General features: G+C 70.0%; 9 protein-coding genes. 4 read left to right on the top strand and 5 right to left on the bottom strand.

Annotated elements, in window-relative coordinates; translation table 11 throughout:
- Window positions 1–256: 256 nt before the first annotated feature.
- Entirely contained in the window at window positions 257–1591 is a 1335-nt protein-coding gene (locus AB0H21_RS18210) for a glycoside hydrolase family 6 protein (RefSeq protein WP_358517583.1), read from the top strand.
- 150 nt (window positions 1592–1741) lie between these two features.
- Here AB0H21_RS18210 and AB0H21_RS18205 read toward each other — a convergent pair whose 3' ends face one another.
- The 3 genes from AB0H21_RS18205 to AB0H21_RS18195 all read right to left on the bottom strand — a co-directional run bounded on the left by AB0H21_RS18205 (window position 1742) and on the right by AB0H21_RS18195 (window position 7866).
- Entirely contained in the window at window positions 1742–3829 is a 2088-nt protein-coding gene (locus tag AB0H21_RS18205; RefSeq protein ID WP_358517582.1) for a ComEC/Rec2 family competence protein, read from the bottom strand.
- Window positions 3830–4684: 855 nt separating this feature from the next.
- Window positions 4685–5734 (bottom strand): ComEA family DNA-binding protein, encoded by a 1050-nt coding sequence (locus AB0H21_RS18200; RefSeq protein WP_358517581.1) that lies wholly within the window; start codon window positions 5732–5734, stop codon window positions 4685–4687.
- A 923-nt stretch (window positions 5735–6657) separates the two neighbouring features.
- On the bottom strand, window positions 6658–7866 hold the full coding sequence (locus AB0H21_RS18195) for an amidohydrolase family protein (protein WP_358517580.1): 1209 nt from the start codon (window positions 7864–7866) through the stop codon (window positions 6658–6660).
- Between the two features lie 628 nt (window positions 7867–8494).
- Here AB0H21_RS18195 and AB0H21_RS18190 point away from each other — a divergent pair.
- Window positions 8495–8683, top strand: a complete 189-nt coding sequence (locus tag AB0H21_RS18190; protein WP_358517578.1) for a hypothetical protein — start codon at window positions 8495–8497, stop codon at window positions 8681–8683.
- A gap of 214 nt (window positions 8684–8897) precedes the next feature.
- On the opposite strand, the gene hflX is transcribed toward AB0H21_RS18190, so the two are convergent.
- Entirely contained in the window at window positions 8898–10307 is a 1410-nt protein-coding gene (gene hflX, locus AB0H21_RS18185) for a GTPase HflX (RefSeq protein ID WP_358517576.1), read from the bottom strand.
- A 200-nt stretch (window positions 10308–10507) separates the two neighbouring features.
- Window positions 10508–11200: a DUF4097 family beta strand repeat-containing protein gene (locus AB0H21_RS18180; RefSeq protein ID WP_358517575.1), complete on the bottom strand. Its 693-nt coding sequence runs from the start codon at window positions 11198–11200 to the stop codon at window positions 10508–10510.
- A gap of 172 nt (window positions 11201–11372) precedes the next feature.
- Between AB0H21_RS18180 and aceB the strand changes: the two genes are divergently transcribed.
- Together aceB and AB0H21_RS18170 are read left to right on the top strand one after the other, a co-directional pair.
- Complete coding sequence (gene aceB / locus AB0H21_RS18175; protein ID WP_358517573.1) at window positions 11373–12962, top strand: malate synthase A; 1590 nt, start codon at window positions 11373–11375, stop codon at window positions 12960–12962.
- Window positions 12959–14422: an FAD-linked oxidase C-terminal domain-containing protein gene (locus tag AB0H21_RS18170; protein ID WP_358517572.1), complete on the top strand. Its 1464-nt coding sequence runs from the start codon at window positions 12959–12961 to the stop codon at window positions 14420–14422. The genes aceB and AB0H21_RS18170 overlap by 4 nt, the downstream gene beginning before the upstream one ends.
- Window positions 14423–14476 lie beyond the last annotated feature (54 nt).

Raw genomic sequence — 14476 nt, 5'->3', positions numbered from 1 at the left:
GCGGACACCTCCCAGCCATGCGTTGATGGGCGACGCACCCTCCAGATGCACCACAGGATGAGGTGCCGAACTCACGCACACAGACGTCCCGGGCTGAAAGTTTCAGCCGCCAAGATGGTCGCCGACCGGGCCTCGCCTGCGGTTATGGGCTTCAGAAAGCTTTAGGGCGACTCAGGCACTTCTGACAGAGGCGGCGGATACCTACGATCCAAGCAATTGGTGGGAGCGCTCCCATCCTCTCGGACGGAGTATCAACATGCTGCGAAAAAGGCCGTTCATAGCGGCCGCCCTCATGGTGGCCGCCACGGCCGCGACAGGGGCGACCGTCTTCGTCTCGTCCGCCGCCCAGGCCGCCGATTCCGCCTTCTACGTGGATCCGCAGACCAATGCCGCCAAATGGGTGGCCGCCAACCCCGGCGACAGCCGCGCCGCCGTGATCAAAGACCGCATCGCCGCGGTCCCCCAGGGCCGGTGGTACGCCAGCTACAACCCCACGACGGTGCGATCCCAGGTCGACACGTACGTCGGCGGCGCCGCGGCCGCCGGAAAGATCCCGATCGTGGTGGTCTACGAGATGCCGAACCGCGACTGCGGCGGCGCGAGCGCGGGCGGCGCCCCCGACCACGCGTCCTATCGGGCCTGGATCGACCAGGTCGCGGCCGGCCTCGGCGGCCGCCCGGCGACGATCATCCTCGAGCCCGACGCGCTGGCGATCATGACGAACTGCATGAACCCGTCCCAGCAGGCCGAGGTGAAGGCCTCCCTGGCGTACGCCGGGAAGAAGTTCAAGGCGACGTCCCCGCAGGTCAAGGTCTACTTCGACATCGGCCACGACGCATGGCTCTCGGCCTCGGAGGCGGCGTCCCGGCTGAACGGCGCGGACATCGCCAACAGCGCCGACGGCATCGCCGTCAACACCTCCAACTACCGCGCGACCCCCGGCCTGGTGTCGTATGCGAAGAGCATCATCGCCGCGACCGGCGTGTCCAGGCTGCACGCGGTGATCGACACGAGCCGTAACGGCAACGGCCCGTCCGGCAGCGAGTGGTGCGACCCGGCAGGTCGCGCGACCGGCTTCTGGAGCACGACCAACACCGGCGACGCGGCGATCGACGCGTACCTGTGGGTGAAGCCTCCGGGCGAGTCCGACGGCTGCATCGGCCCTGCCGGCCAGTTCGTCCCCCAGCGCGCCTACGACCTGGCCGTCGCCGCCCCACCCCCCACCGTCACCCCGACCCCGACTCCCACCCCCACGCCTACCCCGACCCCGACCCCGACCACCGACAGGGGCTGCACGGCGACCTACAAGGTGGTCAGCGAGTGGCAGGGCAGCTTCCAGGCCGAGGTCACGGTGAAGAACGTCGGCAGCTCCACCACCAACGCGTGGAGAGTCCAGTGGACCTTCCCCAGCGGTCAGACGATCAGTCAGCTGTGGAACGGCACCCTGTCCGCCGGCGGCGGCAACATCAGCGTCACGAACCTGAACTGGAACGGCACCCTCGCCTCCAACGCGACGACGACCTTCGGCTTCCTCGCCAATGCCCCCTCGACCAACACCAACCCGTCAACGGTCACCTGCACCTCGTCGTAGTCCGCCGCCCACGCACGTTCCAGCGCACCGTCCAGGCACGTTGACCGGGCCCCCACCGCATGGCAACGAACGCCCGATTCACCGTGTCGCTCCCTAGTGCACTGCCCACGAGCCCCGGTCTCGAGCCTGTCACGCGTAAAGATCGCCAAGTCAGGGTGGGCCGGGGCCGGAGGAGCGAGGGACGACGGACAGGTGGCCGTTCTCGGTGATGATGGCCAGGTCGCTTTGGGTGTCGGTGCGGTAGATGCGCATGCCGAGGGTGCGCAGGCGGGTGAGGGTCAGGGGCGCGGGATGGCCGTAGTCGTTGTCTTTCCCCACGCTGATCAGGGCGGCACCGGCTCCCGTGGCGGCCAGGAAGGCGGGCGCCTGTCTGGCGGACCCGTGGTGGGGGACCTTGATTATCTGGGCCTTCGGGATGCCTTGCCGCAGGAGTGCGTCCTGGGCCTCGATCTCGACGTCACCGCAGAGCAACGCGGAGCCGGCGGCCCAGCGGGCGTGCAGGACGACGCTCGCATTGTTCGCCATCGACCCCTCCCCCGGCCCGGCCGAGACCGCTTCCTCCGGCGGGCCGAGGACGGCCAGCGTGACCGGGCCGAAGCTCCATGTCATGCCCGGCGAGGCGACCCATTCGGGAACCCGTCGGCCTCTCAGGTCGGCGGAGACGCGCGCGCTCTCCTGGCGTGGCTGCTCGCCCGGGCTGACCAGCACCGCGCCCACCTGACGTCCCCGGAATACCCCGTCGAGCCCGCCGACGTGATCGAAGTGGGGATGCGTGAGGATCAGCAACGGCACCTGTTCGACGCCCAGGTCTCGGAGGCACCTGTCCACGAGCGCCGGGTCGGGGCCCGCGTCGATGACCACCGCCCGCGCCGCCCCGGCGGCGAGGACGAGCGCGTCCCCCTGACCGACATCGCAGCTCACCAGCAGCCAGCCTCGGGGCGGCCACGAGGCCACGACGGGACGCACCACCAGTGCGGCGACGAGCACACCGGCCGCGACGGCGCACACGACGAGACGCCAGGCGGCGCGTCGGAGGACGAACCAGCACGTGAGGGCCGTGACGGCGAGCAGGAGGAGGCCTATCGCTCCTCCCGGCCAGGACACCGTGGCCGCAGGGAGGCCGGCGGCCTGGCGTGCAACCCAGATGATCCAGCCGACGGCGTATCCGGCGGGCATGACCAGCCACCTCGCCGCCGCGTCGCTCATCGGCGCCACCACCGCGGCCGCGAAGCCCAGAACCGTCGCCGGAGGCACGGCCGGGCCCGCCAGGAGGTTGGCCGGGATCGCCACCGGCTCGAGCACGCCGGACATCAGGACGAGCAACGGCGTGACCGCCGCCTGGGCCGCGCAGGACACGGCTACCGCCTCGGCGACCACGAACGGCATTCGCCGCGCCATACGGTCACGCCAGCGAGGGGCGAGCATCAGGATGCCCCCGGTGGCGAACACCGACAATGCGAAGCCGTACTCTCGCGCCAGCACGGGGTCGAAAAGGATGAGTACGAGCACCGTCCCCGAGAGGGCGGCCAGGCCGTCCCGCGATCGCCCCGTTCCGAGCGCCACGGCCGCCACCGACCCCATGACCAGAGCGCGCAGGACGCTGGGCGATGGGCGGGCGACGACGGCGAAGCACAGCATGCCGGCGATGGCGAGAGCCGCCCTGACGGCGAGCGGCAGCCCGGCCACCCTGCCCAGCGCGATCACCGCCCCGGCGATCACCGCCAAATTCGCGCCGGAAACCGCCGTTAAGTGACTGAGTCCCGCCGTCGTGAGGTCGCGTTTCACCTGTTCGTCCATGAGCGAGACGTCGCCGACCACCAAGCCCGGAAGCAGGCCGCGTTCGCCCGGTGGGAGGACGCCTGCTGCTTCTCTCAGCCCCGCGCGCAGGTCGGCCGCGAGGCGCTGAGGCGTGGACGGTCCGCTCAGGACCTTCGGCGGGGTGGCCACCAGAAGCACGGCGGCCGTGAGAGTGCCCGGCTCGGCCGGGCCAAGCCTGCCCTGGACTCGGACGCGCTGGCTGGGAAGGAGCGTGCTCCATCCTGGTCCGTTGGCGAACATGACGATTGGCGTATTCGTCCTGAACGTGGCCCCAGTAGCATCCTCCAGCACCTCGACCGAGGCTTCCACGATCACCCGATCGCGCCGGACCGTCCCCCGGCGACCGGTCAGGATCTTCGGATCGTCGGTGAGCGTGACCTCGACCGTCACCGGAGCCCGCCTGCCGGCCAGTTCGGCCACCGGCCCACTGCCGACCGCGTAAACGCGCAGCCCAACGGCCGCTGCCGCAGCCAGAACACATCCGAAAACGGCGACCCAGGCATTGACCCACCGGCACGGGCGACCAGGCCGCCCGGCCTTGTCCCTCCCGACTTCTTCCCTCCCGGCTTCCCGCTCCGCTTCGCGTTCCTTCCCAATCTCCCGCTCCCCTCCGAACGACCGGAGGGAGCCGACCGGAGGGAGTCCGGAGGTGTCCGGAGTCGTTCCCGACGTGTCCAAAGTCTGTTCGGACGCATTCGGAGTTCTTCTCGAGGTATCCGGAATCTGTTCCGACGTACCGCGCTGCGACTGGCGGCGCGGTGTGCTGGACCGTGATAGGCCGCGCGACCCGCCCGGCCTCAGGCGGCGTGCGCGAAAGCCTCTGGGTGGAAGCACACGAAGCGATCTGTGCCGACATCCGGCCATGACCACGGTCACGGCCAGGGCCACTGCCGCGACCAGCGCCGTGACGAGGCTCGTCCGCGCGGAGCAGGTCAGAAGAACGAGCGATGTGACCCACACGGCGAGAGCAGGCGCCACCAGCCGCAAATCGCCGATCCGTCGTCCTGTGTCCTCCTGTTCTGAGCTCACGGAAGGGTCGGACTCCTGCCCGGCCTCTGCGGAGCCCACGCGCAGACGCCTCCCTGACACTGCGAAGAACTCAGCCCACCGACTCACGCCGCACCACTCCCCGAACCCCCAAAGTCACCGAAACCCCTGAACGCCCCCACGACGTCTGTCCTTGCGATCGACATGAACCCCAGCACCACCTACCAGCCCGCCGACGCACCGGATCTTCAACAGCGCCCACCAGCCCCGCCGGCAGGAGGTCGGGGTTCATACGCGGACCTTGTCGCGGAGGTCGGCGAACTTTCGCTCGCCGATGCCTGTCACCTCGCGGAGCTGGGCGACGCTGCGGAACCCGGCGTGGGATTGGCGGTACTCCACGATGCGGGCGGCGAGGACTTCGCCGACGCCGGGAAGTGTCTCCAACTGGCTCGGAGTGGCGGTGTTGAGGTCGAGCACTTCGACCGGCGCCTCGCCCACACCGGGAATCGGCGCCGGAGCCGTCACGATCGTGGCGCCGGCCGGGGCTCCCACGACGATCTGCTCGCCGTCGACGAGCTTTCTGGCGAGATTGAGCGCACCTGTCTCGCCCGACCGGGCCCCGCCGGCGGCCTTCACCGCGTCGGCGACCCGCGACCCGCTCGGGAGCGTCACGATGCCCGGCTTCTTGACCTTTCCGGTGACATGGACGATCACCTGCGCGGCGAGGGACGGAATGGTCGATACGCCGGAGAGTGCGGGTTGGGGGCTTCCCGCCGAGAGCCCTGACCTGGCCGGAAGCCCTGACGCACCCGTGGGAGGCCTCGACGCACCCGTGGGGAGTTCGGAAGCCGCGGCAGGGAGCGGTGGGCTCACCGGTTCGGCGGCCGGGCGTGAGCGCCAGACCTGGATACCGCCGATGAGTGCCGCCAGCAACCCCAGAACCACCAGCACACGCAGACCCGGACGACCCGGATCCAGAAGTGGCCCGCACTGGGCCAGGACGTCACTCACCCGCGTGCGCAACGACCGGAAGGGCAGCGGCTCCGAACGCAGACGAACCGAGGGAGCGTAGTCTCCGGCGTCTCCGGCGTTCCTCACCTTGCCGGGCTCGTCAAGATCCCCCGGCTCACCCGTGACCCACCCATGGCGGGACTCCTCTCGGTCGCCGCTCCAGGGATCCGCGACGGCCGCCCGCACGTCCTCGTCGTCTGATCGCGAGTCGGCGCGACGCACGCGGGCGAACACACCGGTCTCATCGGCCGTCGAAGGGGACTTGTCGCGGGATCGCAAGTCGGCCCTGCGTACGCGAACGTACTCACCACCCTCATCGACAGGCATGGCATCGTCGTAGCCCGGCCCCAGGTCCGCTCGGCGTACGCGGACGTACTCACCGGCCTCGTCTACAGGCGCGGCGTTGTCATGGGCCGACCCCGGACCTGGTCGCCGTAGTGGAACGTATCTGCCGGACGCAGTCGTGTCCTGGTGGTGTGGGTCGTGTGTGCCGGGCGGGTGTTCCATGTCCTCCCCTGCGGATGTCGGACGTGCAGCACTGACGTGCGGACGTGGGTGCCATGGCCCGGCGAGAGGGGTCAGCGCGCGGAGCCGGGACTCACCGGCTTCGCGTTCGGAGGGCCTGCTGGCTGTTCGCACGAGCGGGACGTTATTCGGGCGAGCAGGCCAGCCGTCGCGCCGAACGCGGTTCTGTGGATAACCGCACTCGGCCTGCACATGACGGCACTAGAAGGCTGGGCAAGACGGCCAGCGCCCTGTGCGGCACATACCTCGACACTTCACTTGATGTTCACGACAGGGGTAAAGCGGTCCGATAAGGGACTATTAGTTACTCAGCGTGCATAACATCGCGTTCGGGGGGAGTCTGGCTTCTATCCCCGACCTATTCGTAGAGTCTTGATCGATTCCGCTCCGGTACGTACAGGAAGCGTCGTCTGGGGGCTCTCGGGGCGCTGCGGTCGGGGGTCGATGGTGGGATAGGCAGGGGTGCTAGGGGTGGCTCGGGCGAACTAGGGGTGATCGCAACCTGCGAGGTGGTGTACCGCGACGTCGACCGGCGCGTCGCCGGCCGCCCGTACGGCCGGTTCCTCCAGCCGGGCGATCGCCCGCCCGGCCGTACCTTCTCCAGGGAGGCGATCGTGCCCTCGGAGATGTGCAGCAGCGGTTTGATCGAGAGCCGCGAGGTTACCGGACGAACGAAAAGGTATCGGCAGCGTCACCCGTGAGCCGAGGGCCGGCGGTGCCCACGGTTACTGGACGGGGGTGCCGCCGCGCCAGACGCGGCGGGGCTTCAGGCCGAAGCCCCAGGCGAAGGCACCCTCGTGGTCGGCGTCCCACTGGACGATGTCGGCGAGGCGGCCCGGGGCGAGGACGCCGCGGTCCGGAGCGCCGAGCACGGTGGCGCCGCCGAGGGTGGCGGCCCGCAGGGCGTCGCCGACGCTGATGCCGAACGCGGCGACCGCGAGGCTGATGACCAGCGACATCGAGGTGATGCCGCAGTGGCCGGGGTTGTGGTCGCTGCCGAGGGCGACCGTGACGCCCTGGGCGAGCATGCGGCGGACCGGCGGCAGGTTGCCCTGCTGAAGGGCCGTTCCGGGGCAGACCACCGCAGGGACGCCGTACCGCCCGAGCAGGGCGATGTCCTCGTCGGAGGCGTTGTAGAGCAGGTCGGCCGAGGCGCAGCCGAGCTCGGCGGCGAGTTGGACGGCGCCGCGCCGCTTATGGGCGCCGGCGTGGATGCGCGGCAGCAGGCCGACGTTGCGGCCGGAGGCGAGCACCCAGCGGGCCTCGTCGGTGGTGAAGTGACCTTCGTCGCAGTAGACGTCGACGCTGTCGGCTCCAGCCGCGGCGGCGTCGGCGCACCAGGAGCCGACGGCCTCGACGTAGTCGCGCTGGCGGCCGAAGTACTCCGGCGGGACGACGTGGGCGGCGAGGAACGTGACGTGCACCCGCGGCATCATCGGCTCTTTCTCGAGCTCGCGGAGCAGCCGGACGTCGGCCAGCTCGCCATCGCGGGTGAGGTGGTAGCCGGTCTTGGCCTCGACGGTCGTGGTGCCGTTGAGCAGCCAGTCGCGCAGGCGCTCGCGCACGCCGTTGCACAACGTCCACGGGTCGGTGCCGCGGGTGACCGTGACGGTGGAGCCGATGCCGCCGCCCGCCGCGGTGATGGCGCTGGGCGTGGAGCCGCCGGAGCGCATGGCCAGCTCGGCGTAGCGGTTGCCCGCGTACACCGGATGCGTGTGCGCGTCGATGAGGCCCGGCGTCACGAGGGAGCCGCCGAGGTTCTCGACGTGGTCGACGTCGACGATGTCGTCGACGACACCGGGGACGCTCTGCGGCAGGTCGGCCGCCCTGCCGACCCAGGCGATCCGGTCGTTGTGCACGAGGATCGCGGCGTTGCTGCAGACGTCGTTGCCGGTCCAGAGCCGGCCGATGTTGGTGAGGAGCCGCACCGTCATGGCATCACCACCCGGTTTTTGGCCACCGGAGAAGCCTCCGGGGCGGCCGTGGGAGCGTCCGGGGACGCGAACCGGACCCAGCGCGAGCCGGGCGCCGCGCCCGCTGGGTCCGCTCCGTTTCCGGACGTCATTGGGGGGTCTCCTGATCTCATCCGCACGAGGTGGTGCGATGACGGTACCGTCCGGATCATGGCCGGGCGATTTCAGTTCAGTTACGTTATTTCACAGGTCGGCTCGCTGTACAGGCTTATTGAGAAGAACACCGGTTCGTCATCGCCTGCGTCAGGTCGGCGACCTTCACAGCCCCGCGCGTCGATATCTGCTCAAGGGTCACGCCTGGTGTCGACCTAGCCTCCGCTGCACCAGCAGTCACACGCGTCATCATGCGAAACCAACGCCAGAATGTCTCGTCAGGGTTTCCATATCGTAGCAATATTCAAGCCTCGCGGGCCACAGCGGTTTTCCTGCGCCGATGCGAGGTTTTCCCTGAAACATGGGCGCTCCGGCACGCCTTGCCCTGATCATCCGGATTTAGACCAAATGTCCCATGTGTCCGAAAGAAGAAATGATCTTGGGTGCAAACCGAGTGTAGCCTCTCCAGAGAACACCGTCTTCGCTCGTCACGTGGGTGGACCCGGGAGCCGTCCTGACCGTCCAGGAGAATACCAGCAGGCGACACGACGAGCGGCTGCTACGCGAGAACGAGGACCGCGTCCTCGGCCGCGGGGTCGAGATCTCCAACGAGCCGCTCCTCGGCCGCGTGAACACAGCCGGCACCCGCAGGGAGGTCCTCGAGATCTACCGTGCCTTCCTGTAGTGGCTCGAACGGTCCGAGGCCGGCTCCGAGCTCGCGGCCTGCTCGCCGAACCGTCCCGCAGCCGCGCAGGTGTTCCGCGACCGCCTGATCGACCGCTTCGGGGCCCGGGAGGACGACGTGGCGGTCGTCGCCCTCCGGCGGGCGGGCCTCGAAACCGGCTCAGCGGACGCCCTGAAACCGGCTTGGAGGGCTTCCCGAAACCGGTTCAGAGAGCTCAGAGAACGGTCTCGACGGGCTTGGCCGTGCGGTCCAGCTCGTGGAACAGCCCGGCCGGGACGCGGGCCCTCAGGATCGTGCCGTCGGCGGTGTGGTCGATCGACAGCACCTCGCCCTCCTTGTGCGCCCGGGAGACCAGGTCCCCGCGGTCGTACGGCACGAGCATGTGGACCTCGCGGTCGAGGCGCGGCAGCTCCCGCTCGATCACGGCGAGCAGCTCGTCGATGCCGGCCCCGGTGCGGGCGGACACGACCACGCTGTGCCGCTCGCGGGTGGCCAGCCTGGCCAGGACCACCGGGTCGGCGGCGTCGGCCTTGTTGACCACCACGATCTCGGGGATGTCGCCGACGCCGTCGAGGTCGGACAGGACCTCGCGGACGGCGGCGAGCTGCGACTCCGGATCGGGGTGCGAGCCGTCCACGACGTGGAGGATCAGATCGGCGTCGCCGACCTCCTCCAGCGTGGACCTGAACGCCTCGACGAGCTGGTGCGGCAGGTGCCGGACGAACCCGACGGTGTCGGCGATCGTGAACAGCCTGCCGTCGGGCGTGCGGGACTGGCGGACGGTCGGGTCCAGGGTGGCGAACAGCGCGTCCTCGACCAGGACCCCCGCGCCCGTGAGCCGGTTGAGCAGGGACGACTTGCCCGCGTTGGTGTACCCGGCGATGGCCACCGAGGGCACCTCGCGCCGCGTCCTGCGCGCCCGCATGGTATCGCGGGCCGTCGACATGCCGCCGATCTGCCGGCGCAGCTTGGCCATGCGCTCGCGGATGCGGCGCCGGTCCAGCTCGATCTTCGTCTCACCGGGGCCGCGGCCGCCGATGCCCACGCCGCCCGCGGCGCGTCCGCCGACCTGGCGGGACAGGTTGCCACCCCAGCCGCGCAGGCGTGGGAGCAGGTAGCTGAGCTGGGCCAGTTCGACCTGCGCCTTGCCCTCGCGGCTCTTGGCATGCTGAGCGAAGATGTCGAGGATCAGTGCCGTGCGGTCGATGACCTTGACCTTGACGACCTCTTCGAGCTGCCGTAGCTGGCCAGGAGTGAGCTCGCCGTCGCAGATCACGGTGTCGGCGCCGCTGGAGGCCACGATGTCGCGCAGTTCCACGGCCTTGCCGGATCCGATGTAGGTGGCGGAGTCGGGGCGCTGACGCCTCTGAATGAGGCCCTCCAGAACCTGGGACCCGGCCGTCTCGGCGAGGAGCTTCAGCTCCTGCAGGGAGTTCTCCGCGTCGACGACGGTACCTCCGGTCCACACCCCGACCAGGACCACCCGCTCCAGGCGGAGCTGGCGGTATTCGACTTCGGTGACGTCCTGGAGCTCGGTCGACAGTCCGGCGACCCGCCGGAGCGCCTGCCTCTCTTCGAGCTCGTAGTCGCCGACGGCGAGGTCTTCGTAGGACTCGTTGTACATATACGTCTTCTCTGTGGTTATGGTCGCGCTCCTCGGCGCTCGTGGGGCTCACCGTTACGCACAGTTCAACACGGGGACCCCGTTGTTGTCTTCCCCTCCGATCGTGCCACGATGACCACGGGGATTCACCTGGTTATCGACAGCGATCTACCACAAACCAGGGCTTTCTGGGGCACCCCCGAACGGCCCCCAGGTCCTTGTCAGGCCTTGAGCACCTTGGCGTCGCCCGACCCGGTCCGCACGACGATCCGGCGCGGGGACGCCGCGTCGTTGGCGACCTCCAGTGTGTGGGAGCCGGAGCCGGTGTCCAGGGTCACGTGGTAGCTCTCCTGCGGCACGTGGACGACGCCGTCGCCCGAGCCGGTGTCCACCTCGACGTTCTCCGGCACGGTGGCGAAGCGCAGGTCCACGTTCCCCGAACCCGTCTCGGCCACGGCACGGGCGGCGCCGAGGCCACGTCCGTCGATGATGCCCGAGCCGGTCTTGGCCTCCAGTTTCCCGGTCACCGAGCGCAGGGTGATGTCGCCCGAGCCGGTCTCCAGCCGGACGTCGACGCCGCTCGGGATCTCGATCTTGTAGTCGATGTCGCATCCCCAGTCGCCGTGGCATTCGTGGTCGAGCGTGAGGGTGCCGTCGCGGAGCGGGTGCGAGGTGGCCGGCTTGGTGCGCTTCCAGTGCAAAGTCTCGGTCACGCGCACTCCAGACCGCTCGGACCCGGTCACCACGATGGCGCCCGACTCGCTGTCCACGCGCAGGGCGCCGACGTCGCCGGTCACGTCGTACGTCTGGACGGCCTGCTCGCTCGGGCCGGCGATGTTCCGCAGGCCGCATCCGGTGAGCAGTAGTCCCACGCCGAGCACGGTCCCGGCGGCCATCACGAACCTCTTCGTCATGGTTCATAGGGTGGCCGCCCGCGTGGCCCCCGCCCATCGGGGAAGGCCCCGAGAGAGCCCTTAGCGATCCCTCAGGGGCACCCGGCGTTGACCCCTGAGTCCGCGTTCGAGTAGCGTCGATTCCATAATCCAGAATTATTTTTCCGCATCATGGAAATATGAGAGGACGGCCATGGACGGCGTTGAGATCACAGGCCCCCGGCTGGACCGCTTCGACGAGATCCTCACCCCCGAGGCCCTCACGTTCGTGGCCACCCTGCAGCGCGAGTTCGACGGCAGGCGGCGCGAGCTGCTGGACGCCCGGCAGGCCCGCCAGGCCGAGCTGTCCGCCGGCGGCACGCTGGACTTCCTCCCGGAGACCAAGGCCGTCCGCGAGGACGACACCTGGCGCGTCGCGCCCCCCGCCCCCGGCCTGGTCGACCGCCGCGTCGAGATCACCGGCCCGGTCGACCGGAAGATGACCATCAACGCGCTCAACTCCGGCGCCAAGGTCTGGCTCGCCGACTTCGAGGACGCCAACTCCCCGCTGTGGGAGAACGTCGTGAACGGCCAGCTCAACCTGCGCGACGCGCTCGACCGCACGATCGACTTCGAGTCCGGCGGCAAGCGGTACGCGCTGCGGCCCGACGACGAGCTCGCCACCGTCGTCGTGCGCCCCCGCGGCTGGCACCTCACCGAGAAGCACGTGCTCGTGGACGGCGAGCCGTTCTCGGCCTCGATCTTCGACTTCGGCCTCTACTTCTTCCACTGCGCGCGGCGGCAGATCGACAAGAGACGCGGGCCGTACTTCTACCTGCCCAAGATGGAGTCCCACCTGGAGGCGCGCCTCTGGAACGACGTGTTCACCCGCGCCCAGGAACTGCTCGGCATCCCCCACGGCACGATCCGGGCGACCGTGCTCATCGAGACCTACCCGGCCGCGTTCGAGATGGAGGAGATCCTCTACGAGCTGCGCGCCCACTCGGCGGGCCTCAACGCCGGCCGCTGGGACTACCTGTTCAGCGTGATCAAGAAGTTCCGCACCCGGGGCCGGGAGTTCCTGCTGCCCGAGCGCAACGCGGTGACGATGACCGCCCCCTTCATGCGCGCCTACACCGAGCTGCTGGTGCGCACCTGCCACAAGCGCGGCGCGCACGCGATCGGCGGCATGGCGGCCTTCATCCCCTCCCGCCGCGACCCCGAGGTCAACAAGGTCGCCTTGGAGAAGGTGCGGGCGGACAAGACCCGCGAGTCCGGCGACGGCTTCGACGGCTCGTGGGTCGCCCACCCCGACCTGGTCCCGATCTGCCGGGAGGTGTTCGACTCCGTCCTCGGCGAGGAGCCCAACCAGCTCACCCGGCTCCGCGAGGACGTCTCGGTGTCGGCGGGCGACCTGCTCGCGGTGTCCAAGACGCCCGGCGACATCACCGAGGCGGGCCTGCACAACAACGTGGACGTCGCGCTGCGCTACCTGGCGGCGTGGATGGGGGGCAGCGGCGCGGTCGGCATCCACAACCTGATGGAGGACGCGGCCACGGCCGAGATCTCCCGGTCGCAGATCTGGCAGTGGATCCACAACGGCATCGCGCTCGCCGGCTCCGGCGAGGTCGTGACCCGCGAGATGGTCGAGCGCGTCATCGCCGAGGAGCTCGGGAAGATCCGCGAGGAGCCGGGCTTCGACGAGACCCTGTACGGGCAGGCCGCCGCGCTGTTCAAGGAGGTCGCGCTGGACGACGACTTCGCCGAGTTCCTCACCCTTCCCGCCTACGCCCGCATGCCATGACCCCCGCCCGGGCCGATCTGTCCGGCCTGTCCGGCCGCCTCCTGGCGATCCTCGGCCCGCGGGGCGTGATCACCGACCCGGTGCGCCTGCGCACGTACGAGTGCGACGGGCTGACCTACCACCGGGCCACCCCGGCCGTCGTCGTGCTGCCGGAGACGGCCGAGCAGGTCGCGGCGGTGGTCCGGGTGTGCCACGAGACCGGCACTCCGTTCGTCGCGCGCGGCTCGGGCACCGGCCTGTCCGGCGGAGCCCTGCCGCGCAGCGACGGCGTGCTGATCGTCACCTCGCGCATGCGCCGCATCCTGGAGATCGACATCGAGAACCGGCGGGCCGTGGTCGAACCCGGGGTGACCAACCTGGCGATCACCGAGGCGGCCCGCCCGTACGGGTACTACTACGCGCCCGACCCCTCCAGCCAGCAGATCTGCTCGATCGGGGGCAACGTCGCCGAGAACTCCGGCGGCGCGCACTGCCTGAAGTACGGGTTCACGGTCAACCACGTGCTCGCCGTCGAACTGGTGACCCCCGAGGGCGAGATCGTCCTGCTGGACGCCATGGACCCCGGGTACGACCTGCTCGGCGCGTTCATCGGCTCGGAGGGCACGCTCGGCATCGCGACGAAGATCACGGTACGGCTGTCGCGCGAGCCCGAGACGGTGACGACGCTGCTCGCCGCCTTCCCGGACGTCGAGACCGGCGGGGTGGCGGTGTCGGCGATCATCGGCGCGGGCATCGTCCCCTCGGCGATCGAGATGATGGACGCGCTGGCCATCGAGGCCGCCGAGGCCGCGGTGCGCTGCGACTACCCGCCCGGGGCGGGGGCCGTGCTGATCGTCGAGCTGGACGGGCCGCACGCCGAGGTCGCGCACGAATTCGCCCGGGTGGACGCCATCTGCCGCGAGAGCGGGGCCTTCACGGTGCGCGTCGCCGACGACCCGGCGCGGCGCGCGGCGATCTGGAAGGGCCGCAAGTCGGCGTTCGCGGCCGTCGGGCGCATCAGCCCCGCCTACCTCGTGCAGGACGGCGTGGTGCCGAGGACGGCGCTGCCGGCCGTGCTGGCGGGCATCGAGCGGCTGTCCGCGCGGTACGGCATCCGCGTGGCCAACGTCTTCCACGCCGGGGACGGCAACCTGCACCCGCTGGTGCTGTTCGACGACGCGGAGGAGGGCGCGGGCGAGCGGGCCGAGCGGGTCTCCAGCGAGATCCTCGACCTGTGCCTGGAGTACGGCGGGTCGATCACCGGCGAGCACGGGGTGGGCGTCGACAAGTCGCGCTATATGCCGAAGATGTTCACGGAGGAGGACCTGGACACCATGCAGCTCGTCCGCTGCGCCTTCGACCCCCGCAACCTGTCCAATCCGGGCAAGATCTTCCCCACGCCCCGGCTGTGCGGCGAGGCGCCCGGGGTGCGCAAGGGCGTCCACCCCCTGGTGGCGTCCGGAGAGGCGGACCTGTTCTGATGCCCTCCCACCTCCCCCCGCCCGATCCCGCGTCGCAGCGTCCCCGACGCCTCT

This window comes from Sphaerisporangium sp. NPDC051011, from assembly GCF_040653595.1.
Classification (GTDB): Bacteria; Actinomycetota; Actinomycetes; order Streptosporangiales; family Streptosporangiaceae; genus Sphaerisporangium.
Note: the sequence above shows the minus strand (reverse complement) of the source record. Positions and strands in the feature narration are given on the sequence as shown.